The 25,213-nt window shown below is 72.1% G+C and carries 23 protein-coding genes; 11 read left to right on the top strand and 12 right to left on the bottom strand.

The features are described 5' to 3' along the window. Positions 1–99 precede the first annotated feature (99 nt). Positions 100–1,635: an amino acid permease gene (locus tag CLV68_RS07820; protein ID WP_121389788.1), complete on the top strand. Its 1,536-nt coding sequence runs from the start codon at positions 100–102 to the stop codon at positions 1,633–1,635. A 10-nt stretch (positions 1,636–1,645) separates the two neighbouring features. Continuing rightward, entirely contained in the window at positions 1,646–2,929 is a 1,284-nt protein-coding gene (locus tag CLV68_RS07815) for a glutamate mutase L (RefSeq protein WP_121389787.1), read from the top strand. Positions 2,930–3,100: 171 nt separating this feature from the next. Here CLV68_RS07815 and CLV68_RS07810 read toward each other — a convergent pair whose 3' ends face one another. The 6 genes from CLV68_RS07810 to CLV68_RS07785 form a co-directional block, all read right to left on the bottom strand. Then, positions 3,101–4,024 (bottom strand): cation diffusion facilitator family transporter, encoded by a 924-nt coding sequence (locus tag CLV68_RS07810; RefSeq protein WP_121389786.1) that lies wholly within the window; start codon positions 4,022–4,024, stop codon positions 3,101–3,103. 52 nt (positions 4,025–4,076) lie between these two features. Next, positions 4,077–5,306: a mannose-6-phosphate isomerase, class I gene (gene manA, locus CLV68_RS07805; protein ID WP_121389785.1), complete on the bottom strand. Its 1,230-nt coding sequence runs from the start codon at positions 5,304–5,306 to the stop codon at positions 4,077–4,079. 88 nt (positions 5,307–5,394) lie between these two features. Further along, positions 5,395–6,489 carry a hypothetical protein gene (locus CLV68_RS07800; protein WP_121389784.1) on the bottom strand — a complete coding sequence of 365 codons (1,095 nt, stop codon included), beginning with the start codon at positions 6,487–6,489 and terminating at the stop codon, positions 5,395–5,397. Next, positions 6,486–6,701, bottom strand: a complete 216-nt coding sequence (locus CLV68_RS07795; RefSeq protein WP_121389783.1) for a Trm112 family protein — start codon at positions 6,699–6,701, stop codon at positions 6,486–6,488. The genes CLV68_RS07800 and CLV68_RS07795 overlap by 4 nt, the downstream gene beginning before the upstream one ends. Positions 6,702–6,753: 52 nt before the next feature. Beyond that, positions 6,754–8,106, bottom strand: coding sequence for a phosphomannomutase/phosphoglucomutase (locus CLV68_RS07790; protein WP_121389782.1), 1,353 nt, complete (start codon positions 8,104–8,106; stop codon positions 6,754–6,756). 121 nt (positions 8,107–8,227) lie between these two features. Next, complete coding sequence (locus tag CLV68_RS07785) at positions 8,228–8,587, bottom strand: DUF3499 domain-containing protein (RefSeq protein WP_211346442.1); 360 nt, start codon at positions 8,585–8,587, stop codon at positions 8,228–8,230. Positions 8,588–8,694: 107 nt separating this feature from the next. On the opposite strand from CLV68_RS07785, the gene CLV68_RS07780 reads away from it, so the two are divergent. Next, positions 8,695–9,153 carry a metallopeptidase family protein gene (locus CLV68_RS07780; protein WP_121389781.1) on the top strand — a complete coding sequence of 153 codons (459 nt, stop codon included), beginning with the start codon at positions 8,695–8,697 and terminating at the stop codon, positions 9,151–9,153. On the opposite strand, the gene CLV68_RS07775 is transcribed toward CLV68_RS07780, so the two are convergent. Next, on the bottom strand, positions 9,111–12,485 hold the full coding sequence (locus CLV68_RS07775) for a glycosyltransferase (RefSeq protein WP_246009710.1): 3,375 nt from the start codon (positions 12,483–12,485) through the stop codon (positions 9,111–9,113). The genes CLV68_RS07780 and CLV68_RS07775 overlap by 43 nt on opposite strands. A gap of 183 nt (positions 12,486–12,668) precedes the next feature. Further along, positions 12,669–12,983 carry a WhiB family transcriptional regulator gene (locus tag CLV68_RS07770; RefSeq protein ID WP_092778108.1) on the bottom strand — a complete coding sequence of 105 codons (315 nt, stop codon included), beginning with the start codon at positions 12,981–12,983 and terminating at the stop codon, positions 12,669–12,671. Between the two features lie 230 nt (positions 12,984–13,213). Here CLV68_RS07770 and CLV68_RS07765 point away from each other — a divergent pair, with 230 nt between their 5' ends. The 5 genes from CLV68_RS07765 to CLV68_RS07745 all read left to right on the top strand — a co-directional run bounded on the left by CLV68_RS07765 (position 13,214) and on the right by CLV68_RS07745 (position 17,496). After that, positions 13,214–13,963, top strand: coding sequence for a site-2 protease family protein (locus CLV68_RS07765; protein WP_092778106.1), 750 nt, complete (start codon positions 13,214–13,216; stop codon positions 13,961–13,963). Between the two features lie 70 nt (positions 13,964–14,033). Next, positions 14,034–15,032, top strand: coding sequence for a 2-phospho-L-lactate transferase (gene cofD, locus CLV68_RS07760; RefSeq protein ID WP_121389780.1), 999 nt, complete (start codon positions 14,034–14,036; stop codon positions 15,030–15,032). Next, positions 15,025–16,356 carry a coenzyme F420-0:L-glutamate ligase gene (locus tag CLV68_RS07755; RefSeq protein WP_121389779.1) on the top strand — a complete coding sequence of 444 codons (1,332 nt, stop codon included), beginning with the start codon at positions 15,025–15,027 and terminating at the stop codon, positions 16,354–16,356. Before cofD ends, CLV68_RS07755 begins: the two co-directional genes overlap by 8 nt. Then, positions 16,353–16,880 (top strand): NUDIX hydrolase, encoded by a 528-nt coding sequence (locus CLV68_RS07750; RefSeq protein WP_121389778.1) that lies wholly within the window; start codon positions 16,353–16,355, stop codon positions 16,878–16,880. The genes CLV68_RS07755 and CLV68_RS07750 overlap by 4 nt, the downstream gene beginning before the upstream one ends. A gap of 124 nt (positions 16,881–17,004) precedes the next feature. Further along, positions 17,005–17,496, top strand: coding sequence for a tetratricopeptide repeat protein (locus tag CLV68_RS07745; RefSeq protein WP_121389777.1), 492 nt, complete (start codon positions 17,005–17,007; stop codon positions 17,494–17,496). Positions 17,497–17,502: 6 nt separating this feature from the next. Here the strand turns inward: CLV68_RS07745 and CLV68_RS07740 are convergent, their stop codons facing one another. After that, the gene (locus CLV68_RS07740; protein WP_121389776.1) at positions 17,503–18,405 is read right to left on the bottom strand and encodes a DNA-3-methyladenine glycosylase family protein; all 903 of its coding nucleotides are present in this window, start codon (positions 18,403–18,405) and stop codon (positions 17,503–17,505) included. 74 nt (positions 18,406–18,479) lie between these two features. Between CLV68_RS07740 and CLV68_RS07735 the strand changes: the two genes are divergently transcribed. Together CLV68_RS07735 and CLV68_RS07730 are read left to right on the top strand one after the other, a co-directional pair. Further along, on the top strand, positions 18,480–19,589 hold the full coding sequence (locus tag CLV68_RS07735; RefSeq protein WP_121389775.1) for a mannose-1-phosphate guanylyltransferase: 1,110 nt from the start codon (positions 18,480–18,482) through the stop codon (positions 19,587–19,589). Positions 19,590–19,721: 132 nt separating this feature from the next. Beyond that, complete coding sequence (locus CLV68_RS07730) at positions 19,722–20,144, top strand: hypothetical protein (RefSeq protein WP_121389774.1); 423 nt, start codon at positions 19,722–19,724, stop codon at positions 20,142–20,144. Positions 20,145–20,181: 37 nt separating this feature from the next. Here CLV68_RS07730 and CLV68_RS07725 read toward each other — a convergent pair whose 3' ends face one another. Beyond that, entirely contained in the window at positions 20,182–21,045 is an 864-nt protein-coding gene (locus CLV68_RS07725) for a glycosyltransferase family 2 protein (protein ID WP_121389773.1), read from the bottom strand. 399 nt (positions 21,046–21,444) lie between these two features. Between CLV68_RS07725 and CLV68_RS07720 the strand changes: the two genes are divergently transcribed. Further along, positions 21,445–22,527, top strand: a complete 1,083-nt coding sequence (locus CLV68_RS07720; RefSeq protein WP_211346441.1) for a glycosyltransferase family 4 protein — start codon at positions 21,445–21,447, stop codon at positions 22,525–22,527. A 765-nt stretch (positions 22,528–23,292) separates the two neighbouring features. Here CLV68_RS07720 and rfbD read toward each other — a convergent pair. Continuing rightward, a complete protein-coding gene (rfbD, locus tag CLV68_RS07715; protein WP_121391037.1) occupies positions 23,293–24,183 on the bottom strand; it encodes a dTDP-4-dehydrorhamnose reductase in 891 nt (296 codons plus the stop codon). An 8-nt stretch (positions 24,184–24,191) separates the two neighbouring features. Next, positions 24,192–25,184 carry a dTDP-glucose 4,6-dehydratase gene (gene rfbB / locus CLV68_RS07710; protein WP_121389772.1) on the bottom strand — a complete coding sequence of 331 codons (993 nt, stop codon included), beginning with the start codon at positions 25,182–25,184 and terminating at the stop codon, positions 24,192–24,194. Between the last annotated feature and the right edge of the window lie 29 nt (positions 25,185–25,213).

Here is a 25,213-nt window from a genome sequence, read left to right as displayed (position 1 = left end):
ACGGGTAAGACAAGCAGGTCAGCGTGCTTGCTCAGCGGAAAGGCACCGGGAACGTTAGCCTTTCGTGGCTGATTCACCCGCGCGGAGAGGGGGGCGAGGATGCCTGGTAACGGGCTGTGGCGGACGAAGTCGGTCGAGCAGTCGATCGCGGACACCGATGACGCCGAGACGAAGTTGCGGCGGAACCTGTCGACCTGGGACCTGATCGTGTTCGGGGTCGCGGTGGTGATCGGGGCCGGGATCTTCACGTTGACCGCGCGGACGGCGGGTGACCTGGCGGGGCCGTCGGTGTCGGTCGCGTTCGTGATCGCGGCGGTGGCGTGTGCGTTGGCGGCGTTGTGTTATGCCGAGTTCGCGTCGACCGTGCCTGTCGCGGGTAGTGCGTACACCTTCTCTTACGCCACCTTTGGCGAGTTCGTGGCGTGGATCATCGGCTGGGACCTGATCCTGGAGTTGGCCGTTGGCGCTGCCGCGGTCGCCAAGGGGTGGTCGGCCTACCTGAACACCGTGCTGGGCTACGTCTTCGGGTTCGACCCGTCGCAGAGCACGGCGACGATCTTCAAGCTCGGTGGGCTCACGCTGGACTGGGGCGCGTTGGTCCTCGTGGTGTTCCTGGCCGCGATGCTGGCCATCGGCACCAAGCTGTCCTCGCGGGTCAGCGCGGTCATCACCGGGATCAAGGTGGCGATCGTGCTGTTCGTCATCGTCTTCGGCCTGTTCTACGTGAAGGCGGCGAACTACACGCCGTTCGTCCCGGAGTCGCAGCCGCCCGTGGTCGGCAAGAGCGGGATCGAGCAGTCGCTGTTCTCGGTCATCGCGGGCGGGGACGGCAGCTCGTTCGGCGCGTTCGGGCTGCTGGCCGGTGCGTCGCTGGTGTTCTTCGCGTTCATCGGGTTCGACATCGTCGCGACCACCGCGGAGGAGACCAAGAACCCGCAGCGGTCGGTGCCGCGCGGCATCTTCGGGTCGCTGTCGATCGTGACCGCGCTGTACGTGGCGGTGTCGCTGGTGCTGGTGGGCATGGTCAGCTACCACCAGCTCGCGACGACGATCAAGCCGGACGGCAGCGCCGACAAGAAGACCCTCGCCACCGCGTTCTCCCTCAACGGGGTCGACTGGGCGGCGCAGCTCATCTCCATCGGCGCGCTCGCCGGGCTGACCACCGTGGTCATGGTGCTGATGCTCGGCCAGATCCGGATCATCTTCGCGATGTCGCGCGACCACCTGCTGCCGCGCCAACTCGCGCGCACCAGCGCCAAGCAGACCCCGATCCGCGCCACCATCGCGGTGGCCGTGCTGGTGGCGATCGCGGCGACCTTCTTCGAGGCGGACAAACTCGAGGAGATGGTCAACGTGGGCACCCTGTTCGCGTTCATCCTCGTGTCCGCAGGCGTGATCGTGCTGCGCAAGACCCGACCGGACCTCAAGCGGTCGTTCCGGGTGCCGTGGGTGCCGCTGGTGCCGATCCTGGCGATCATCGCCTGCGTGTGGCTGATGCTGAACCTGACCGTGCTGACCTGGCTGCGGTTCGTGGCCTGGATGGTCCTCGGCGTGATCGTCTACTTCGCCTACAGCCGCCGCCGGTCGCTGCTCGGCCGGCGCAACGCCGAAGAAGCCGCCAAGTCCGAACCGTAGTATCGCGGTCGTGCCCTTCCTGTGCCTGGACATCGGTTCGACGTGGACGAAGGGCGCCCTCGTCGCCCAGGACGGCGAACTGCTGGGCACGGCCCAACACGAGACGACGCCGCCGGAAGTCCTCGACGGCATAGCGGCAGTGACCTCGGCGTTGGGTGATCCCAGCGCCGAGGTCCTTGCGTGCTCGTCGGCGGGCGGCGGCCTGCGGCTCGCGGTCGTCGGCCAGGAGCGGCTGGTCAGCGCCGAGGCGGGCTACCGCGTCGCGCTCTCCGCGGGCGCGAAGGTCGTGCACGTCTCCGCCGGCAAGCTCGACAGCCTCCGCCCCCTGCGCGCCGACCGCCCGGACCTGGTACTGCTCGTCGGCGGCACCGACGGCGGCGACGACACCGTCCTGCTGCACAACGCGCGCAGGCTCGCCGAGAACCGCCTCAGCGTCCCGATCGTCCTGGCTGGCAACGCCCACGCCCGCGCCGAGGCGGTGGCGCTGCTGGACGGCCGCACCGTCGTCGCGACCGACAACGTGCTGCCCGATGTCGGCGAACTGCACCCCGGCCCGGCCAGGCGGGCGATCCGCGAGGTCTTCCTCGCGCACGTCATCGGCGGCAAGGGCCTCTCCCGGGGCACGCGCTTCCGTTCCCTCGTGCGCACCGTGACCCCGGACGCGGTCCTGGTCGGCGTGTCCCGCTTGGCGCACCTGCTGGCCACCGACGACGATCCTGGCGCGGTGCTGGTGGTCGACGTCGGCGGCGCGACGACGGACGTCTACTCGGCGGTGTCCACAGTGGAAGAGACTGGCGCCACTGTCGCGTTGCCTGCCGACCGCAGGACGGTCGAGGGTGACATCGGGATGCGCTGGTCCGCCCCCGGCATCGCCGCGGAGGCCCGGGCGGAGCAACTGGTCGAGGACGACAGTCTTGCCGCGGCCGCCCAGTACCGGGCCGAGAACGTCGACTTCGTCCCGTCCACGGCCGAAGAGTCCACAGTAGACACCAAGTTGGCCGCCCTCGCCGCGATCATCGCGATCCGCAGGCATCTGCGCATGGTCGACAACCGACTGGGCCCGCGCGGAGCTGGGCTGCTCGTGCTCTCCGGCGGCGTCTTCCGCCACGCAAGCGAGGCAGCGCAAGAGGAAGTGGAGAACGCTCTCCGCGCCGACCCGGTACTACGACCGATCCTCCGCACGGCACGGATCGCCATCGACCGCGACTACGTACTCGCGCCAGCGGGATTGCTCGCTGAAGCCGGCCACACCGAGGCGGCGGCCCGACTTCTGCGGGGACTCGGTGCTGGCTGAGCGGGGGGCTCGATAGGGCGAACTTCCTTTGCGCGGGGCCCCTGGGGCGCCCTGGGAAGAGCACAAAGGCGGGGCCTGAAGGGACGGCCCTCCCCCGCGCGGGAGCTTACGGGCGCCCCACCCCGCGCAAAGGAAGTTCGCCCTATCGAGCATGAGCTGCGGCGGACTGGCTCAGGGAGCGCTGACCGTGGTGCGGTAGAGGTCCGGCTCCAGGTAGATCAACCGGGCTGAGGGGACGGCGTTGCGGACGCGGGCCTCGGCGTCGTCGATGGCCTGGGCGACGTCTTCCATGGGGAGGCCGGGGCGCAGGGCGATCTTGGCGGCGACCAGCAGTTCGTCCGGTCCGATGTACTGGGTGCGCAGGTGGATGATCCGCTGGACCTTGCCGGTGGCCAGTTCGTCCTCGATCTTGGCCAGTTCGGCCGGGGTGGCGCCCTCGCCGATGAGCAGCGACTTCATCTCCACGATCAAGATGACCGCGATGATGCCCAGCAGCACGCCGATGCACAGGGTGCCGATGCCGTCCCAGACCGGTTCGCCGGTGGCCAGGGTGAGGCCGACGCCGCCGAGCGCGAGGACCAGGCCGAGCAGCGCGCCTGCGTCCTCCAGCAGCACGACCGGCAGTTCCGGGGTGCGCGACTGGCGGATGAAGCCCCACCAGGTGGCGTCGCCCTTGATCTTCTTGGACTCCACGATGGCGGTGTGGAAGGAGTACGACTCCAGGCCGATGGCCAGCACCAGGATGATCACCGCGACCCACGGCGACGTCAGCGCCTCCGGGTGGCCGATCTTGTGGATGCCCTCGTAGAGCGCGAACACCGAGCCGAGCGAGAACAGCATCAGCGCCACGATGAACGAGTAGAAGTACCGGTCGCGGCCGAAGCCGAACGGGTGCTCCTTGGTGGCCCGCCGCTGCGAGGTCTTCTGCCCGAGCAGCAGCAGCCCCTGGTTGGAGGTGTCGGCGACCGAGTGCACCGACTCGGCGAGCATCGAGGACGACCCGGTGACCAGGAAGCCGACGAACTTGGCCACGGCGATCCCCGCGTTGGCGCCCAACGCGGCGAGGATGGCCTTGGTGCTGCCTCCAGCGGACACAGTCGCTCCCTGGTGCTAGTCCGATATGTCGGGTCGGTGGATCGGTGGCAGCCTAGAGCGTGTCATGGTCGGGGGCCTCGGCGCCCACGGTTGCCACGAACACCTGGGTGTGACCCTCGCCGACCGGGCGCACCGCCAGGTCGGCGTCGCACGCGGGCACCCACGCGGACTGGCCGCGACCGAGCCTGCGGCCGCCGATCTCGACCTCGCCGTCGGTGCAGACCATGATCTGCGGGCGCCGCACCGGCAGCGGGACCCGGTCGCGCCCGCCCGGCGCCCACTCCACTCTGGACAGCTCGAACTCCGGCGCGTCGGTGCGGTAGGAGCGCAACCGGCCGACCTGGTCGCCGGTGGACACGGGCATGTCGCCGCAGCCGAAGTCGAGCACCCGCAGCAGTTCCGGCACGTCGACGTGCTTGGGGGTGAGGCCGCCGCGCAGGATGTTGTCGGAGTTGGCCAGGATCTCCACGCCGGTGCCGTGCAGGTAGGCGTGCAGGTTCCCGGCAGGCAGGTAGATGGCCTCGCCGGGGCCGAGCACCAGCCGGTTGAGCAGCAGCGCGGCCAGCACGCCAGCGTCGCCGGGGTAGCTCTCGCCGAGCTCCAGGACCGTGCGGCACTCCAGGGAGAACTCGCCGTGCGCCTTGACGTGCGCGACGCAGGCGTCGATCAGGTCCGGCATCAGCCGTTCCAGCGCGGTCTGCGGCAGCGTGATCCAGGTGGTGAACAGCGCACGCAGGCCGTCGGAGTTGGGCTGGCCGACCAGCAGGTCGATGTGTGCGGACAGGCCGGGGGTGCGCAGCTGTTCGAGCAGCGCGATGGTGCGCACCGGGTCGCGGAACCCGGCGAGGGCGTGGAACTCGGTGAGCGCGCAGACCAGTTCGGGCTTCGCGGTGGGGTCCGGGTAGTTGCGGTTGGCCGCGTCCCTGGTGATGCCCGCGGCCTCTTCGCGCGCGTACCCCTCCGCGGCCTGCGCGGCCGAGGGGTGGGCCTGCATGCTCAGCGGCTCCTCGACGGCGAGGATCTTGAGCAGGAACGGCAGCCGGTTGCCCCACCTGGCCGCGGTAGCGTCACCGAGCTGTCCACGCGGGTCGGAGTCGATCCGGTCGAGCAGGGAGTGCTCGGCGCCGTCGCCGTCGACGAACCGGGACGGGTCGCCGGGGTGCGCGCCCATCCACAGCTCGGCCTCCGGGTGCGGCGCGGGCACCGGCTTGCCCAGCAGCTCGGCGAGAGTCGTGCGCGACCCCCACGCATACGGGCGCACCGCATTGCGCAGCAGCTCCACCTGACTACTCACTCCTTCGGGCCACCCGGTGGGGTCGGCATCGACCACCGGGCTCGTTCCCACCGTCACCTCGGACCAGGCTCCCTGGTCACGCGCTCGCGGGAGCGTAACGGCCGGTGCCACCGGTGGTGCCCGCGGCGAGGCCGAGGTAGAGCGCGGCGAGCTCGAAGCGCAGCGCGAGCACGGCCGCCCTGGTCGGCTCGTCCGCGGTGATCTCCTCGGCCGGGGCGATCAGGTCGGCGGCGGGCAGCGTCTCGTGCGCCTGCCTGCGCACCGGGTCGTCCGGCTGCGCGCGGACGGCGAGCAGGAGCACCCGGGGCGGCAGCGCGGTCGGTCCGTCGAAGGAGTCCGGGTCGGCGAAGATGTCGCGCTCGGAGGTCGCCCGCACGGCGGCCCGGTGCAGCGCGGTGCGGCTGCTGGCCTGCAGGTACCCGGCGACGTCGCAGACCAGGTCGGTGTGGGTGCCCAGCACCTGCACCGCGTGGCGGCCGACGGCGGTGGCCACGTGATCGAGGCCCCACAGCAGCGGGGAGTGCTCGGCCAGCCGCAGCGCCAGCGTCTTGGCCGGGTTCACGAACGACTCGTGCTGCGGGTGGTCGCGCTCGGCCTCGCGGTCGAGCTCGTCGGCGAGCATGTCCACGTCGAAGCGCAGCAGGTCGAGTTCCCGCAGCGCGAGCAGGCCGCTGGTGTACGCCTTGGCGAAGCCGAACCCGGGCCGCACGACCAGCCTCGGGGTGATCAGGATGGCGTTGCCTGCGGCAGCGGCGGCGACCGGACCGTCCGACGGCGCGGTCAGCACGACACCGGCGCCGCGGCGGCCCGCCCGGTCGACGTCCTCGGCCAGCTGCCGGTCACCGGGGTCGTCGGTGTGCGCGATCACCACGTCCAGCGCGCCCACCCACGGCGGGACGACGTCGGTGACCACCAGCGGCACCGGGCACGCGGGCAGCAGCAGCTCGGCGAGCAGCCGCGACACCGCGGGGCCGAGCCCGGGGCGGGTCAGCAGCACCACCGCGCGCGGACGGGTGCCCGCGAGCCTGCCGATGCCCGCGCCCGCCGCGGCGTCGGAGGTGGCCCGCACCTGGGCGCCTGCCATCGCGCCCGCCCGCAGCAGACCGTCCACGTCGGCCTCACCCAAGCGGGCGGGGTCGTCGAGGAGGCTGTCGTCGGCGACGGTGCTCACGGGGCTTGGCCGCTCTGCCGGTCGGCCGGGTGCTGCGCCTCGTCGAGCAGCAGCACCGGGATGCCGTCGGTGACCGGGTACCGCCTGCCGCACTCGGTGCAGGTCAGCACGTCGGCGTCGGGGTCGTCCGGGGTGCCTGCGCGCAGCGGGGCGTGGTCGTCGGACGGGCAGGCGAGGATGTCCAACAACTGCTGGTCCAGTGTGACTGCCACGGTCGTCCTCCTCGTTGGGTCCAGTGTCCAGGCGGGTGCGGGTCGGCGCAGCTCAGGCCCGGACGATCGCCAGCACCTCGTCGCGGATGGCGGCGACGGCGGTGTCGTCGGCCGCCTCGATGTTGAGGCGCAGCAGCGGCTCGGTGTTGGAGGCGCGCAGGTTGAACCAGCCGCCGCCGGGCAGCCGCACGGTCAGCCCGTCGAGCTCGTCGAGCTCGACGCCGTCGCGGTCGCCGAACTCGGCGCGGATCGCGGCCAGCCGACCGGCCTGGTCGGCCACCGTGGAGTTGATCTCGCCTGAGGCCGCGTAGCGGTTGTACTCCCTGGTCAGCGCGGACAGCGTGCCCGGCTGCTCGCCCAGCGCCGCCAGCACGTGCAGCGCGGCCAGCATGCCGGTGTCGGCCTTCCAGAAGTCGCGGAAGTAGTAGTGCGCGGAGTGCTCGCCGCCGAAGATCGCGCCGGTGCGGGCCATCTCCTGCTTGATGAACGAGTGGCCGACCCTGGTGCGCACCGGCTTGCCGCCGTGCTCGGCGACGATCTCGGGCACCGCGTCCGAGGTGATCAGGTTGTGGATCACCGTGCCGCCCGGGTCCTTGGCCAGCTCGCGCACCGCGACCAGGGCGGTGACGGCGCTCGGGGAGACCGGGTCGCCGTTCTCGTCGACGACGAAGCAGCGGTCGGCGTCGCCGTCGAAGGCCAGGCCGACGTCCGCGCCGACCTCGCGCACCTTGGCCTGCAGGTCCACGATGTTCTTCGGGTCCAGCGGGTTGGCCTCGTGGTTGGGGAAGCTGCCGTCGAGCTCGAAGTACATCGGCACGACCTCGATCGGCAGGTCGGCGAACACGCTCGGGACGGTGTGCCCGCCCATGCCGTTGCCCGCGTCCACGACGACCTTCAGCGGCCGGATACCGGTGAGGTCGACCAGCTCGCGCAGGTAGGCGGCGTACTCGGCCAGCAGGTCCTTGTGCTCGACGGACCCCGTGGTCTCGGCGACCGGGTGGTCGGCTCCTGCCTCGACATCGGCCTGGATCTCGGTGAGGCCCGAGTCCTGGCCGACGGGGGCGGCGCCCGCGCGGCAGAGCTTGATGCCGTTGTACTTGGCCGGGTTGTGGCTGGCGGTGAACATCGCGCCGGGCAGCTGCAGGCTGCCGGAGGCGAAGTACAGCATGTCGGTGCTGGCCAGGCCGATGTTGACCACGTCGACCCCGGTCGACGCCACCCCGTCGCCGAAGGCGTCGGCGAGCGCGGGCGAGGAGTCGCGCATGTCGTACCCGATCACCACGGCGGGCCCGCCGACCAGCCTGGCGAACGCGGCGCCGATGGCGCGCACGAGGTCGGTGTCGATCTGCTCGCCCACCACGCCGCGGATGTCGTAAGCCTTGAAGACACCGGACAGGTCGCGCACGGGGTACTCCCAGGGGTCGGGCAGGCTGGCCCTGCGGCAGCCCGCGACTACTCGCCAGGAGCCTACCGGCGGCGGCCCGACCGCGACGCCCAGCGTCGCCAGTCGGCGACGGAGCAGGTCGTTACTCGGTGACCGGGTCCGGCAATACCCGCAGGTGACCGCGTCTGCCCGCGGCCGCACCCTGGTCGGGTTGCTCCACCGGCCGGTCGACCCGGCCCGCCTCGCGGACCGCCTCGGCGAGCGCGGTGAGGTCGTCGACCGAGGGCTCGGGGAGGGCGAACGCGCCGTCGTGGCGGACGACCTCCCAGCCGCGCGGGACGGTGAGGCGCAACGCGTGCTCCTCGCAGAGGTCGTAGCTGTGCGGCTCGGAGTAGGTGGCCAGCGGTCCGACGACCGCGGTCGACTCGGCGTAGGCGTAGGTCAGCGTGGCGACGGCCGGGTCGAGACACCCGGTCCGTGAACACCGCCGCACGCTCCGCACGATCGGTGACCATAGCGCCTCCGCGGCCGCTCGCGCCCCAAGTGCCGCACGACACGCCCCCGACACGCCCAACCGGCCCAGCAGGGGACCCGCGTACCCTGCTCAGGGTGGTGACGGCTCGCAGTTCCCGGCGGCGCGGACGGCGCAATCGCGATCGACATGGACGCGGTCTGCGGGGTCCGCTGTACCCGTCGACGCTGCCCGCGTCGAGCACGCGCGCGGAGAAGTTCGACGCGCTGGTTCTCGACGCCCTCGAGCCCATCGAGGCGCGCTGGCGCACGGAGCTGACCAAGCTCGACGTGGCGGTGGACGACGTCCCCGAGGTCACGCCGGACACCCCGGACGGCGTGCTCGCCGACAGCGGTGTGCCGCTGGCGCGGCTGGTGCAGGCCGGTGTCGACCGCAGGGGCCAGCCGACCAGGGCGCGGATCGTGCTCTACCGGCGGCCGCTCGAGGCGCGCGCCAAGGACAGCGCCGACCTGGCCGACCTGGTGCACGACGTGCTGGTCGAGCAGGTGGCGGCCTACCTGGGGCTCGACCCGGGTGTGATCGACGGCGAGTCCTGACCCCGGCCGCGGGCCGGGATCGCGGTCAGCAGGGCGAACAGGACCACCGCGGCCTGGATGAGCAGGAGCAACCCGCGCAAGGTGGTGGGTTGCTCTATGCGCACTTCAGCGGCACGAGTCGGTATGGCTACCGCGACTGAGCTGCCCCACGCCCGAACGACGGCAACGGGCCTACCGTCGATTGTCGCCTCCCAGCCCGGTTCTTCCTCGGCGGTGATCACGAGCAGCCGTCCTTCGGCGCCATCGGATACCTTCACGGCCACCTGTGGTGGCGCGGCTGCGACAGGCACCGCCGCGTCCGATGTGGGCGTGGCACCAGTTAGGGCTAGATGCGCCGCGTCAGGCGAGAGCAGGTAGGCCGAACCGGAGCGTGGAAGCAGCCGGAACACGGCGGCACCGGTCGATGTGCGGGGCGCGTCAGCGACAAGAGTGCCTGCGCGGTCTTGGAAGCGTTGTGCGTCGGCCTGAGGGACTACGACGAAGAGGACTCCCGTAGCAGCGGCACGCTGCACAGCGGACTGGACGCGATCCGGGGAGTCTGAGCGCAATTCCCGGTCGAGCGCGGCAAGTCGAGGGCTCGAGGACGGGGTGGGCGCGAGGTCGTCGTCACCGAACAGCGGAGCCCGACCAGTGACCTGCCGGGGCTGCCGGTCGGACAGGATCAACACGGATCGGTTGGTGTTGGCGAGTTCCGCGGTCAGCGTGGTGGCCAACTGCTCGCCGCCGGAGTCGTCCAGTGGACCTTGCCTGCCCGGGATGATCACGCCGACGACAAGAACCCCCAACGCGGCCGCACCCGCGAACACGGCGGGCAGCCGTACCGGCGTCCGCCCGGTGCGAGAGGCGCCGAGCAGCGCCCACACCAGCCCCCAGCCGACGATCAGCAACGGCACACCGGCCCAGGCGGCGACCGGGGGTCCACCGCTCAACGGTGTCGCGGGCACCAGTCGCACGAGTACGACGGTGACCGCGCCCAGTAAAGCGAAACCCAGCCCCGGCAGCACTGACCGCCGTGCCCCGAAAGCGATCCCGGCCGCGACCGCCACCAGGACACCGAACCCGACGTAAGACCACGCCCCAGGTCCACCGGCGTTGAGGCTCACCAGGTCGACGAGCGAGGCGGCGGGTGAATCGGTCACCGCGCCGATGCCGTGCAGGACGACCCCGGGGTGCTGGATCACCACCGCGGGCCAGGGCAGCAGCAACGCCAACGGCATGAGCACCAGCAGGAACAGCGCCGCACCACGCCTGCTGCCGCCGCCGGGCACCAGGACGAACCCGCCGAGCGCCATGACGACCAGCGTCAGGTGGGTCAGCGGGGAGAACGCCCCGATGGCCGCCAACCCGAGTGCCGTGCCCGCGGTCGTCGAGAGCCAGGCGCCCTCACCGACCCGGCCGCGACCGATCAGGGCCGCGATCCCGGAGGCCACCAACGGGAGCAGGATGTGCACTACGACCGCGTCGAGCCTGCCCTGCGCCACGGCGGACGCGGCAGGCGGCAGCAACGCGTACCCGAGCGCGAGCAATGCCCGCACCCACCGGCGCACCGGCGCCCTTCTAGTCGCGATGTACGCGCTTAGGCCCGCCAGCGGCAGATCGGCCAACAGCAGCACGGCCACGACCGCCGCCGGACCGCCCACGGGTGCGAGGACCGCTCCCAGGACACCGAGCACGGCCAGCGCCGTCGGGGCGGGGGCGGCCGTCCCACCGGACACCCCGTGCCAGGTCGCCAGGTACTCCGCCCACACCTGCTCCAGCGACCCCACCGGCGCCAGTCGACCGCCCGCGAGGTCGAGTCCCAGCCGGGCGGAGTTCACCACGAGCGCCAGCGCGACCAGCCCGAGGAACAGCACCAGCGGCGGCGCCAGGGCGATCTGCCGCAGCACGCGCGCCCGGTCCACCCGGACGAGCAGGGCCTCGCGCGGCGGTTCCGGCGTGCTCCCGTCGCGGCGGACCGGCGACGGGCGCGGCCCGGGGCTCGGCGCCAGACCGGTCGGTGGCGGCTCGGCGAGCACCAGCGGGACCGCGATCGCGTTGTCCGGTCGGCGCAGTCCGGCCCGCTTCGGCCGCCCACCCGCCCCGGCGGGCAACGCGTCCGGGCTCACCGGCGGCCGCGGCACCGCCTCCGGGGGCAGCCACACGGCCGCCGGGTCGTAGTCGCTGGGCAGTCGACCCAGGGCGGCGTCGGCGACCACGCGCCTGCGGACCATGGTCGACACCGCGCCGCGCACCGCGTTGCGCAGCCTCGTGGCGCGACTGGTGAACAGTCCGCGAACACTGCCCGATCGCGCACCCCGCCGTACCCGATCGGCCCGGGCGGCCCGCAGTCCGGCGCCGCCGCCGAGCAGGTACGCCACCGCGCGCAGTTCGGCGCGGGACTCGGCGAGCCTGCGTTGCATTGCGAAACCCAAGGCGCGCAGCAGGCACAGCGCGGTCAGCCGGGGAACCCCGACCAGGAACGAGAACGTGGTGCAGTTCACCAGGAACGTGCGCAGCCCGTGCCCCCTGGCCAGTGCGCGCGGGGTGCCGCCGAGCCGGGGCACCGCCACGTCGACGCGCCTGCGCCTGGTGGTGACCGCACGGGCGTGCCGGATCCGCGCCCTGGGGACGCAGAGCACCACGTGCCCGGCCAGGTTCGCCCGCCAGCCCAGGTCGACGTCCTCGCCGAACAGGCCGAGGTCGCGGTCGAACCCGCCGAGCGCCGCCCACACCGAGCGGCGCACCAGCATCCCGGCCGAGGACACCGCGAGCACCTCGGTGCTCTGCTCGAGGCCCCGGTCGCCGCGGCCGAGCCGCACCCAGTCCGGTTCGGACGGACCGACCCCGGTCTGCCGGTGCCCGGCGGCGTCGGTGGACAGTCCGGCCTCGACCACCAGCCTGGGGTCCTGCCAGTCCACCACCAGCGGCCCGAGCACCCCGGCCGACGGCGACACCTCGGCGGTGAGCAGCAGCGTCGCCAGGCAGTCCTGGTCGGGCGCGGAATCGTCGTGCAGCAGCCAGATCCAGCCGCCCGGGTCGCCCCAGCGGTCGACCGCGTGGTCCACCGCGGCGTGCACGGCCGCGGCGAACCCGGTCGTGCGGTCGAGAGTGATGACGCCGTCGACCACCTGGTCCGGTCCGGCGGCCGCGGCCGCGAGCAGCGCGGCGGTGCCGTCGGTCGAGCCGGTGTCCACCGCGAGCACGTGCCGGGGTCGGGGGCTGGAGTGGCGCAGCGCGGACAGCGCCTGCCGCAACCACTCGGCGCCGTCGTGGCAGACCAGGACGGCGAGCACCGGCGCGGTGCGCAGCACAGGAGCGCCGCGCGCCAACACCGACCGGGACCGGGACGGCACGGACCGGCACCTCCCTCGTTAGCGGGCCGTGGTGACCGCCCACCGTACGACGGGACGCGCTGGACCGTGGTGAAGGCGCGGGCGGTCAGCCCGCGTTATCGACCGTTCCCGTTGCCACCTTGAGCCCGGACTCCCCAGTACAGGCTCTCGGCGTCCCCGCGCCGCGCTCCAGGTCGGTGCGACCTAGACCGCGCGCTTCTTGAGCTTGCGCCGCTCCCGTTCGGACAGACCGCCCCAGATGCCGAAGCGCTCGTCGTGCGCCAGGGCGTACTCCAGGCACTCCGAGCGGACCTCGCAACCGAGGCAGATCCGCTTGGCCTCCCTGGTCGAGCCGCCCTTCTCGGGGAAGAACGCCTCGGGGTCGGTCTGCGCGCACAGTGCGCGCTCCTGCCACTCCTGCTCCTCGGACTCGTCGAAGAACCCGGAGAACACCCCGAGGTCCTCTGTCGACCGCTCGCCCCACTCCACGACGCGGCCCCCGTCACCCAATCCCTGCATGATCGCCCGCCTCCTCGCCTTCCGCACTCCCCGGCTGGCGGATGCCATCGGCCGTCCCCGTGGCGAATGACATCGATGTGATTACACCCGTGTCGCCGCGGCGGGTCAAGCGCGGCCCCCGAGCGGGTGATGGGATATGTGCTCCCCGTACCCGATCGTGTACCTGCCGAAACGGCGGCGATTGCCGGTCCGGTCGTCCGCCAACCGGCCGACATTGCCACACTGGTGTGGTGCAGCGATCAGCGGTTCGGCCATCACCGGTCTTCCTTGCCCTCGTCCTGCTCACCGTCGGGGGCGCGCTGCTGACCCTCGTGGAAGGTGAGACAGCGCTGCGGGCTGGGGTTTTCCTGCTCGTCATGGGCGGCTGGGCGGTGTCGCTGTGCCTGCACGAGTTCGGGCACGCGATCGTCGCCTTCCGCGGCGGCGACCGCGAGGTCTACTTCAAGGGCTACCTCACACTCGACCCGCGGCGCTACACCGACCCGGTGCTGAGCCTGCTGCTGCCGCTGCTGTTCCTGGCCATCGGCGGCATCCCGCTGCCCGGCGGGGCGGTGTGGATCAACCACCACGCGCTGCGGTCCCGAGCGGTGGACTCAGCCGTCTCACTCGCCGGGCCGTTCTCGAACCTGGTGATCGCGTTCCTGCTGACGGTCTCGGTGAACGTGTTCGACCCGGCCCCCGGCATCGCCTGGGGCCTGTCGTTCCTGGCGTTGCTGCAGCTCGCGGCCTTCGTGCTGAACATGCTGCCGGTGCCCGGCCTGGACGGGTGGGGCGCCATCGAGCCCTTCCTGTCCTACGAGGCGCGCCGCTTCGGCGCCAAGGCGCGGCAGTGGGCGCCGCTGATCCTGTTCGCGGTGCTGATCGGCGTGCCCGGCGTGAGCGGGGCGTTCTGGGACGTGGTGCAGGCCCTGTTCGGCGCCATCGGCGGCGACGAGCTCGCCGCGTACCTCGGGCAGCGCGCGTTCTTCTTCTGGCAGTAAACCCGGATGTGAAAACCGTCTCGGTGGCCGGTCGACCGGCCACCGACTGAGCTTGCGAGGGTCGCCGACCGTGAAGGTAGTGGTTGTCGTCGGCGGGGTCGGGGGAGCCCGGTTCCTGCTCGGCGTGAAGAAGTTCCTCGGTTTACCACCGGTCGGCGCACCGGAGGTGCCCAGCGCGCACGAGGTCACCGCGATCGTGAACACCGCGGACGACATCTGGCTGCACGGGCTGCGGATCTGCCCCGACCTCGACTCGTGCATGTACACCCTGGGTGGTGGCAGCGACACCGAGCGCGGGTGGGGCCGCACCGGGGAGAGCTGGACGGTCAAGGAGGAACTGGCCGCCTACGGCGCCGAGCCGGAGTGGTTCGGCCTCGGCGACAAGGACATCGCGACCCACCTGGTGCGCACCAGGATGATGCGCGCGGGCTACGAGCTCTCCGACATCACCGCGGCGCTGTCGGACCGCTGGAAGCCGGGGGTGCGGCTGCTGCCGATGACCGACGACCGGGTCGAGACGCACGTGGTGATCGACGAGCCGAGCACCGGCGAGCGCAAGGCGGTGCACTTCCAGGAGTGGTGGGTCCGCTACCGCGCGGAGCCGAGGGCGCGGTCGATCGTGCCGGTCGGCGCGGACGAGTCGACGCCAGCGCCGGGGGTGGTCGAGGCGATCACCGACGCGGACATCGTGCTGCTGGCGCCGTCGAACCCCGTGGTGAGCGTGGGCACGGTGCTGGCGGTGCCCGGGGTGCGCACGGCGCTGCGCAAGACCGAGGCACCGGTGGTGGGGGTCTCGCCGATCATCGGCGGCAAGCCGGTGCGCGGCATGGCCGACGCGTGCCTAGAGGCGATCGGGCTGGCGTCCTCGGCCGAGGCGGTCGGTCGGCACTACGGGTCGCGGGCCTGCTCGGAGAGCGGGGTGCTCGACGGCTGGCTGGTGGCCACCGGGGACACCGCGGACGTGCCGGGGGTGGCGGTGCGGGCGGTTCCGCTGCTGATGTCCGATGTGGACGCGACGGCGGCGATGGTGCTTGCCGCGATGGAGCTGGGCGGGGTGGACGTTGGCTGAGCACGCCGCGACCGGCGGCATCGAGATCCTGCCGGTGACCGGGCTGCCGGAGTTCCGGCCGGGTGACGACCTCACCGGCGCGGTGGTGGCCGCGGCGCCGTGGCTGCGCTCCGGCGACGTCGTGGTGGTGACCAGCAAGATCGTGTCCAAAGTGGAGGGCAGGCTGTACCGCGTGCCCAGCGACCCGGCCGGTCGGGAGGCGGCCAAGCTGCGCGCGGTGCTGGAGGAGGCCGACCAGGTCATCGCGGCCAAGGGGCCGACGCTGATCACGGTCAACAAGCGGATCGGCGTGGTCCAGGCGGCCTCCGGGGTGGACGCGTCCAACGTGGCCCGCGACGAGATCGCGCTGCTGCCCGCCGACCCGGACGGGTCGGCGATCGCGCTGCGCAACGGGCTGCGGGAGCGGCTCGGCGTCGAGGTGGCGGTCGTGGTGACCGACACCATGGGCCGGGCGTGGCGGATGGGGCAGACGGACGCGGCGATCGGCTCGTCCGGGCTGGCGGTGCTGCACTCCTACGCCGGTTCGGTGGACGCGCACGGCAACGAGCTGGCGGTGACGGTGGTCGCGGTGGCCGACGAGGTGGCCGCGGCGGCGGACCTGGTGAAGGGCAAGCTCGGCGGGGTGCCGGTCGCGGTGGTGCGCGGCATGACCATCGGCGACGACAAGTCCGTCGCGCGGGACCTGGTGCGCGCGCCGGAGGACGACCTGTTCCGGCTGGGCACCGCGGAGGCGATCACCCGCGGGCGGCGGGAGGCGGTGCTGCTGCGGCGGTCGCTGCGGACGTTCGCCGACGAGCCCGTCGACGCGGGGGCCATCAGGCGCGCGGTCGCGGCGGCGCTGACGGCGCCCGCCCCGCACCACACCCGCCCGGTGCGGTTCGTGCGGCTGACGGCCAATCGCGCGGAGCTGTTGACCGCGATGCGGGCGGCCTGGGAGGCGGACCTGCGCGGCGACGGGCTGGACGACGCGGCCGTGCTGCGCCGGGTCGGTCGCGGGGACCTGCTGGTCGAGGCGCCGGAGATCGTGCTGCCGTTCCTGGTCCGCGACGGGGCGCACGACTACCCGGACCCGCGGCGGGCGGCGGCGGAGCGGACGATGTTCACCGTCGCCGGTGGCGCCGCGGTGCAGGGGCTGCTGGTCGCCCTCGGCGCGGAGGGCCTCGGGTCGTGCTGGGTATCCTCGACGATCTTCTGCCCGGACGTGGTGCGCTCGGTGCTGGGGCTGCCCGCGTCCTGGGAGCCCCTCGGCGCGGTCGCGGTCGGGCGGCCCCCGCAGGAGCTGACCCCGCGCGAGCCGCGGGACGAGGAGTTGCTGGAACTGTGAGCCCGCACCCCGACGCGGTCGCGACGATGTCCGCGTGGCGCCCGGCCGACCCGACCCAGGAGTCGCTGCGGCAGGCTTTTCTCGGGTTCCTGCTCGCCAGGCCGGACGCGTGCCTGCGGGCTTGCGAGCCTGGGCACATCACCGCGTCGGCGCTGGTGTTCGACGCGCACGGCGAGTACGTGCTGCTGACCCTGCACCCCAGGGTGGGCCGCTGGTTGCAGCTGGGCGGGCACTGCGAGCCGTCGGACCGGACGCTGGCCGGGGCGGCGCTGCGGGAGGCGACCGAGGAGTCGGGGATCGCGGGACTGCGCATCGACCCGGTGCCGCTGCACGTGGACGTGCACCCGATCACCTGCTCGCTGGGGCTGCCGACCCGGCACTTCGACGTGCGGTTCGCGGTGCGGGCGCCCGAGGGGGCGCAGCCGGTGCGCAGCGCCGAGTCGCTGGACCTGCGCTGGTGGCCGGTGGACGCCTTACCCGACGGCGGAGTGGAAATCGACCCGATCTTGGCCGTTCTCCGGTGAGTTCACCTTCTTAGGTGATGCAAGTTGTGAGCGTTTCGCCGGACGGCCGAGGGAATTGTTTCTCATTCCCGTGAATAGGTCGTCCGGCTGCCCACGGTCACCGGCAGTTGCTACATTTCACCGCATGACCGAGGAATTCGCCTGGCTGTTCCGCTACGACGACCGCGGCGACATTCTGCTGGAGGCGGCGCACGCCAAGCGGCGCGCGGGCCAGCCGGTGGCGGCCATCGGGTTCCTCGACGACGCGATCGCGCTCGGCGGCGAGGACCGCGGTTTCGCCAGGGTCGCCCTGGCCGACCTGATGCTGGAACTGGGCCGCGCCGACGAGGCCGAGCACCAGTTCGACCTGCTGCGCGACGAGCAACCGATCTTCCCGGCGCCGTGCGAACTGGCGGCGGAACTGCACGCCGCGCACGGCGACCTCCGCTCGGCGGTGGAGTGGTATTCGCTGGCGATCGCGAACCTGCTGCCGCACGAATTGGCGGAACTGGACCGCGACGACGCGCACTCGAGCTACGCCAACAGCCTGCTCATGGCGCGGCACCGCACTCGGCGCGCGCTCGGTCTCGCGCACGACGATTGGGACAATTGCGCGCTGCTCGACCTGACGCGCTGAAATGCGTCACATGCCGCGGTAGTCCTTGACCGAGAGCCGCGGCCCGAACCGCGGTTTGCGGAATCCGCTCGCCTCGATGTAGCGGACCACCCGTTGCCGGTGCGGCGCGTACGGGGCCAGCAGTTCCAGCATGCCCCGGTCGTCGGTCTTGCGGCCCGCCAGCGCGTACCCGACGAGGGCCGGGATGTGGAAGTCGCCGACGCTGACCGCGTCCGGGTCGCCCCACGCGCGCTGCGCCACCTCGGCCGCGGTCCACACCCCGATGCCGGGCACCTTGCGCAGCAGCAGCCGCCCGGCCACCCCGCGCAGCTCGACCGCCCGCTCCAACCGGCCCGCGACCTGCGCGGCGGCGATGATGGCGCGCCTGCGGGCCGAGTCCACCCCGGCCCGGTGCCACTCCCAGTCGTGGATCCCCAGCACGGCCGCCGGGGTCGGTGGGGTGAACATCCCGTCCGGTGCGGGCCCGGGCGCGGGCACCCCGAACCACCTGGCCAGCTCGCGCCACGACCGGCGCGCCTCCTCGCCGGTGACCTTCTGCTCCAGGACCGCGGCCAGCAGCACGTCCCACACCCGGCCCGTGGCGCCGAGCCGGATGCCCGGTCCGCCGCGCCTGGCCTCGGCGACCACGGGGTGCAGCGGCTCGAACCCGCTGTCGTCGTCGTCCGCGCCGAGCAGCGCGGGCACGCCGTCGAGCAGGACCTGCGCGCCCGGTCCCCACGCGGTGGCGCGGACCTCGCCCGACGCCCTGGCCAGCAGCACGGTCGCCGGGCCGTCGGCGGTGTTGGCGGCCAACCACGCCCCCGAGGTGTCCTGGCGGAAGGCGGGGTCACCCGAGCCGCGCCGCAGCGGCCGCAGGACCTGGGCCAGGTCGAGCGGGTAGCCGGGGCGCCAGGCGCGGGTGGACGTCATCACGGGGACCGTACCGGCCGGTTGGTTACAGTTGTCGCCACCGGACTCGCCCCCACCACCAAGGACACCTGACAGTGACGCTGCCAGAACTCTTCGTAGTAGTTCCCGCGGGTGGGAGCGGGACCCGCCTGTGGCCGTTGTCGCGGGCGGGCAACCCGAAGTTCCTGCACGCGCTCACCGGCACCGACCGGTCGCTGCTGCAGGCGACGTTCGACCGGCTGACCCCGCTCGCCCCGCCGGAGCGGCTGCTGGTGGTCACCGGGACCGCGCACGCCGCCGGGGTCGCCCGGCAGTTGCCGGACCTGCCGGACAGCAACATCCTGGTCGAGCCGTTCGCGCGGGACTCGTGCGCGGCGATCGCGCTGGCCGCCGCGGTGATCGAGCGGCGCAGCCCGGGCGCGGTCATGGCGTCCTTCGCCGCGGACCACCTGATCACCGACACCGACGAGTTCGAGCGGACGGTCGAGCAGGCGGTCGCCGGTGCCCGCGAGGGCTACCTGATGACCATCGGCATCACCCCGACCAGGCCGGAGACCGGCTACGGGTACCTGCGGCTGAGCGCCCAGGCCGAGCGCGGCGAGCTCCAGCCGGTGCTGGAGTTCAAGGAGAAGCCGTCGCTGGAGGTGGCCAGCCGCTACGTCGAGTCCGGCGCGTACCTGTGGAACGCCAGCATGTTCGTGTGGCGGACGGACCTGTTCCTGGCCGAGTTGGCCGCGCGCAGGCCGGACGTGGCCGAGCCGATCGCGGCGATCGCGGCGGCGTGGGACTCCGACCGGCAGGAGGACGTGCTGGCCGAGCTGTGGCCGACGGTGCCCAAGGTGGCCGTCGAGTACGCGGTGATGGAGCCAGCCGCAGAGGAGGGCAAGGTCGCGACCGTGCCCGGTGACTTCGGCTGGAGCGACATCGGCGACTTCGAGACCGTGGTCCGCCTGCTCGGCACGGATGTCGGCCAGGGTGGCCGGTCGTTCTCCCCCGCGGCGCCGCAGAGCAGGGCCGTGGTGGTCGACGGCGAGGACGTGATCGTGGTCCCGAACAGCGGCAGGCTGGTGGCGACGCTGGGCGTGCGGGACCTGATCGTGGTCGACACCGACGACGCGGTGCTGGTCTGCGACCGGGACCGGGCGCAGGACATCAAGCGGCTCACCGAGATCCTGCGCGAGCACGGCGACACCGACTACCTGTGAATCCGGCTCGGATCTCACGGTGATCGGCCTGGGTCGATGACGCGGCGTGCCGGGCGGGATACTCTGACGGGGTTGCAGGAGAAGTACAGCAGCACCGAGCACCACTGGCAGCGACGCAGGAGAGGCCGCCACATGGACCCCCGTGACCGGGCCGATGCCATCCTGGCGCGGGCCCGCGCGCGCGGCGCCTACGTCGTCACCCCGGACAGCGCCATCTCCCCGATGGACGCGTCCGCGACGCTGCAGATCCCACGGGCGGTGGTCGCCGCGATCGACGCGGAGGACCCGGACATCACCGCGGTCTTCCCCGCCGGGGTGTTCCCGCCGGACACCTTCCCGCCCGACAACGGCCACCGGCCGACCGAGGAACTGCCCGCCATAGCGCAGGAAGCGGCCACCCAGTCGGTCGCCGCCCCGCCGCGCCCCGGTGAGCGGCCACCGCGGCCGTACCCGGCGCAGCGGCCGTTGCCGGTCGACGGGCTGGTCCCGACCTCGCGGCCGCGGCAGCACCAGGGCCGCCCGTCGTTGTCCCAGCGGCTCGACGGCGACAACTGAGCGCGCTGCCCGGTCGCGGCTTGTCCGAAGTGGACGGTCAGCGGGTCGCCATGCGCAGCCGCACGGCCAGTCCCGCCTTGATCGCCACCCGCAGCGGCGCCCACGCCGGGCCGCGGTGCCGGTCGGCGATGAACCGGTAGGCGCTGTCGTGGTGGGCGACCAGCATCTTCTCCGACACCTTGGCGGTGGACACGCCCTGGATGTGCATGACGCTCGCCGTCGGCACGTACACGTTGCGCCAGCCCGCCTGGCCGAGGCGCTCGCCGAGGTCGACGTCCTCGAAGTACATGAAGTAGCGGGTGTCGAACCCGTCGACCGAGTCGAACGCCTCGCGGCGCAGCAGCAGGCAGGAACCGGACAACCAGCCCGCTTCCCGCTCGCGCACGTCGGTGGCGGACTGCTTGTAGGCGCGGGTCCACGGGTTGGCAGGCCACACCTTGCCGAGCAGGCCGTGGCCGATGCCCTTGCCCAGCGACGGCACCTCGCGCGCCGACGGGTACACCGCGCCGTCCCGCTCGGTGATCAGCGGGCCGAACGCGCCGCCGCGCGGCCAGCGCTCGGCGGCGGCGAGCAGTTCGTCGAGCGAGCCGGGCGCCCACTCCAGGTCGGGGTTGGCCACCACGACCCAGCCGAACTCGGGGCCGAGCGCGGCGACGCCGCGGTTGGCGCCGCCGCCGTAGCCGAGGTTGCCCCCGGTGCGGACCAGGTCCACGTGGTCGTGGGCGGCCGCGGCCGCCTCGGGGGCGCCGTCGACCGAGCCGTTGTCGGCGAGCACCACCCGCACGTCGCGGCTGGTGGCGGCGGCGAGGGTCTGGACGAACCGCTCCAGGGTGTCGCCGGGCGAGTAGGTCACGGTCACCACGGCGAGCCGGTCGCCGTAGGCGGTGGGTTCAGCGGTCACGACCCGGTATTGTGCCCGACCCGGCCGGTGCGCCCCCGCTCACCCAGCGCAGCCGCGCCGAGCCACCGACTCCCCCTCGAACGGGTGAACTTCCGACGACCGCCACGCTCCACTCTGGACATATCCGTCCGGTGTGCGCCAACCGGACGCGACCGGTTGGGGCGATCGGGTCAGCGCGCGGCCGTGCGCGTGCGGGTGCTCGTGCGCGCACGGCGTTTCGCGCGGTTGAGCACCCATCACGCGCTGCGATGAGGCACGCTATGGCGGAGGTGGCACCGCGGCCACACCCCGCCGGAGGGCGGCAGCACGGCGAGGAGGCACGGTTGGCCCAGCGCACCCGGGCAGACCCCGCGCGTGGACAGGGCGCCGTGACCGCGCGCGAGACAGGGGGACGTCCGCATGCCTAAGCCGATCCGGGTGTTGATCGACGGCACGCCACTGCTCGGCAACCGCACCGGCATCGGCCGCTACACCGCGGCACTGGCCGAGGAGCTCGCCTCGTCGTCCCATGTGGACATGCGCGCGGTCGCCTTCACCCTGCGCGGCTGGCGGGCCCTGCGCCGCGTCCTGCCGCACGGGGTCCGGGCGCGGGGCATCCCGTCCCCCGCGGGCCTGCTGCGGGCGGCGTGGCTGCGGGCCCCGTACCCGCCGGTCGAGCTGTTCGCGGGCCTCACCGATGTCGTGCACGGCACCAACTTCGTGCTCCCCGCGACCTTCCGCGCAGGCGGCGTGCTGACCGTCCACAACCTCAGCTTCCTGGACTACCCGGAAGAACTCTCGCGTTTCGACACCACCCTGCCGGAGCTGGTCCGCGTCTCCGCCCACCGAGCAGGCGTCATCTGCACCCCGTCCAAGGCCGTCGCCGAACTAGTGGTGTCCCGCCTGGGAGTCCCGGAGGACAAGGTCCGCGTCACCCCCCTCGGCGTCGACCCCGCCTGGTTCACCGCCCGGCCACCCAACCCGGACCTCGCCCGGCGACTCAATCTGCCTAGTGAATACCTGCTGTACGTGGGTTCTGCTGGCCCGCGCAAGGCCCTCGATTGGCTGATCAAGGCCCATGCGAACACGCCGTCGTTGCCGCCGTTGGTGTTGGTGGGGCCCGGGCACACGGCTTCGGGTGGGCGGGTGCGCACTACGGGCTATGTGTCGGAGGCAGATCTGCGCAGCGTGATGGCTGGGGCTTCGGCGCTTGCGTTGCCTTCACGGGACGAGGGGTTTGGGCTTCCGGTGATCGAGGCCATGGCTTGTGATGTGCCGGTGGTGTGCACGGACGTACCGGCGCTTCGGGAGGTTTCGGGGGGGCACGCTCATCTGGTGCCGTTTGGGGAGATTGACGCGATTGCGGCGGCGTTGGTGGAGGCGTTGGAGAAGCCGTTGACCGCGGGGACTATCAGTGAGCGGCGGGCGCATGCGGCTACGCATACTTGGCGGCGGTGTGCGGAGTTGACGGTGTCGGCTTATCGGGCTGCTGCTGGGCGGTGAGGCTGTGGCTGGGGTGGTGAGCTGCGGGTTTGCCGAGATTGCGGGGAGTTGTCCACAGGGTGATGGCTCGCTCGGCGCGGTTTGTCGGTGTGTCCCAGTAGGCTGTATATCGGGGGGTGCTTGGCGCGGTTTGATCTTGTGGGTGGGGGTTGTCCACAGGGTGGCTGCTTGCTCGGCGCGGTTTGTCGGTGTTCGCCGGTAAGCTGTATATCGGGGGCTGCTGTGGCTGGTTTGATCTTGAGCTGAGGGTGTTCCGGCTCTCTTGCTCGCCTTCGGCGTCGACGGTGAACGCCTCGCCTTCGGCATTGGCCTGGGCGCGAGTTTCGAGCCAAGCTCGATGCGGCGAACTTGTTTTGCGCGGGGCCCCTACAACAACCGTGGCAGAACCACAAAGCAGGGGCCGAAAAGCAGGCCCTGCCGCGTGAACGACGCTACGGCTGCTGTCCCCCCACACAAAACAAGTCCACCCCATCGAGCCTGCCTGGCACCAGCGGATCCGAGGAGCGGTTGGCTGGCCAACGTTGTAGAGGGGGCGTGTAGGGGCCAACGCCTGTGAGGGGCGCGTTGGGGCCAACGTCGTAGAGGGGCACGGTGGGGCCAACGTCGCACAGTCTCGACCAGTTGGGACCGGGGACTCCGAGGAGCGCGTGGCTGGCCAACGATGTTTGAGGGGCGGTTGTGGGCCAACGTCTGTGAGGGCAGGGTGCGGACCAACGTTGTTTGGGGGGCATGCTGGGGCCAGAGTTGTTGGCCCCTGTTCAAGTGCTACTGGGCTCGGAATTCGTTGCCCTGGCGGGAGAAGGCTTCGCCGAGTGCCTCGCGCCAGCCGCGCAAGGGGGTTAGGCCGGCGTCAGTCCACGCAGTGCTGGAGAGGACTGAGTAGGCGGGGCGGCGGGCTGGGAGGGGGTAGTCCTCGGTGCCGCAGGACTTCACCCGGGTGGGGTCGGCGCCGAGTTCTTCGAAGATGGCGCGGGCGAAGCCGGCCCAGGTTACCGAGTTGGCGGCTGTGGCGTGGAGCACCCGTGAGGTGGGGCCGGTTCCCTCGGAGATCCGGGTGGCCAGTTCCACCAGGCCGCGAGCCAGGTCGAAAGTCCACGTGGGACTTCCGACCTGGTCGTCCACAACGGACAGTGTGTCCCGGGAGGACTCCAAGCGGGCCATGGTCTTGACGAAGTTCTTGCCCCAGGCCCCGTACACCCACGAGGTCCGCACGACCCACGCGTCCGCGCCGGAGCCCAGTACCGCGTCCTCACCGGCGAGCTTGGTCAGCCCGTAGATCGACCGGGGTCCCGGCGGGGAGTCCACTTCGTACGGTTGAGAAGCGTCGCCGGGGAAGACGTAGTCCGTGGAGACGTGGACCAGGGGGACGCCGCGCGATGAGCAGACCGCTGCCAGGACCCGGGGGCCGTCGGCGTTGACCGCGAAGGCGCGGGACTGGTCGGTCTCGGCCTTGTCGACCGCCGTGTACGCGGCGGCGTTGAGCACCACCGCGCGTTTGCCCGCGAGGGTGGAGACCGCCTCGATGACCGAGCCCGCGCTGGTGATGTCGAGCTCGGTCGACCCCGGGGCGATGACTTCCACGCCGTCGGTGCTGAGGGCGGCGAGTTCGCGGCCGAGTTGGCCGGTGCCGCCGGGTACGAGGAGGACGAGGGACACGGTGGTGGTCAGCTCCCGGGTAGCGCGGCGCGGTTCTTCAGCGGTTCCCACCACGCCCTGTTGTCCCGGTACCACGCGACGGTGGCGGCCAGGCCGTCCTCGAAGGACACCCGGGGCTGGTAGCCGAGCTCGGTGGCGATCTTGGTGATGTCGACCGAGTAGCGGCGGTCGTGGGCCAAGCGGTCGATCACCGGCTGCACGAACGACTCATCGGTGCCGGTGGCGGCGAGCAGCAGGCTGGTCAGCTCGCGGTTGTTGAGCTCGGTGCCGCCGCCGATGTTGTAGATCTCGCCAGCGCGGCCGCCGTCGGCGACGAGCTGGATGCCGTGGCAGTGGTCGTCGACGTGCAGCCAGTCGCGCACGTTGAGGCCGTCGCCGTAGAGCGGGACCTTCTGGCCGTCCATCAGGTTCGTGGTGAACAGCGGGATGACCTTCTCGGGGAACTGGTACGGCCCGTAGTTGTTCGAGCACCGGGTGACGCACACCGCCAGCCCGTGCGTGCGGGCGTACGACCGCGCGATCAGGTCGGAGGACGCCTTGGACGCCGAGTACGGCGAGTTCGGCTCGAGCAGGTGCTCCTCGGTCCAGGAACCCTCGTCGATCGAGCCGTACACCTCGTCGGTCGAGACGTGCACGAACCGGCCGACCCCGGCGTCGACGGCGGCCTGCAGCAGTGTCTGGGTGCCGACCACGTTGGTCAGCACGAAGTCGGCCGCGCCCAGGATCGAGCGGTCCACGTGGGACTCGGCGGCGAAGTGCACCACCAGGTCGACCCCGGCCATGGTGGCCTTGACCAGGTCCGCGTCGCAGATGTCGCCCTCGACGAAGCGCAACCGCTCGCTGTCGGCCACCGGCGCCAGGTTGGCCCGGTTACCGGCGTAGGTCAGCTTGTCGAGCACCACCACCTCGGCGTCGGCGAGCGACGGGTACGCCCCGCCCACCGCCTGCCGCACGTAATGCGACCCGATGAAGCCCGCCCCGCCTGTCACCAGCACCCGCATGAAATCCCACCGTCCTCACACCCCGCGCG

It is taken from the genome of Actinokineospora cianjurensis (assembly GCF_003663795.1).
Taxonomy (GTDB): Bacteria; Actinomycetota; Actinomycetes; order Mycobacteriales; family Pseudonocardiaceae; genus Actinokineospora; species Actinokineospora terrae.
The sequence above is the reverse complement of the archived record's forward strand: the minus strand, read 5'-3'. Positions and strand labels throughout refer to the sequence as shown.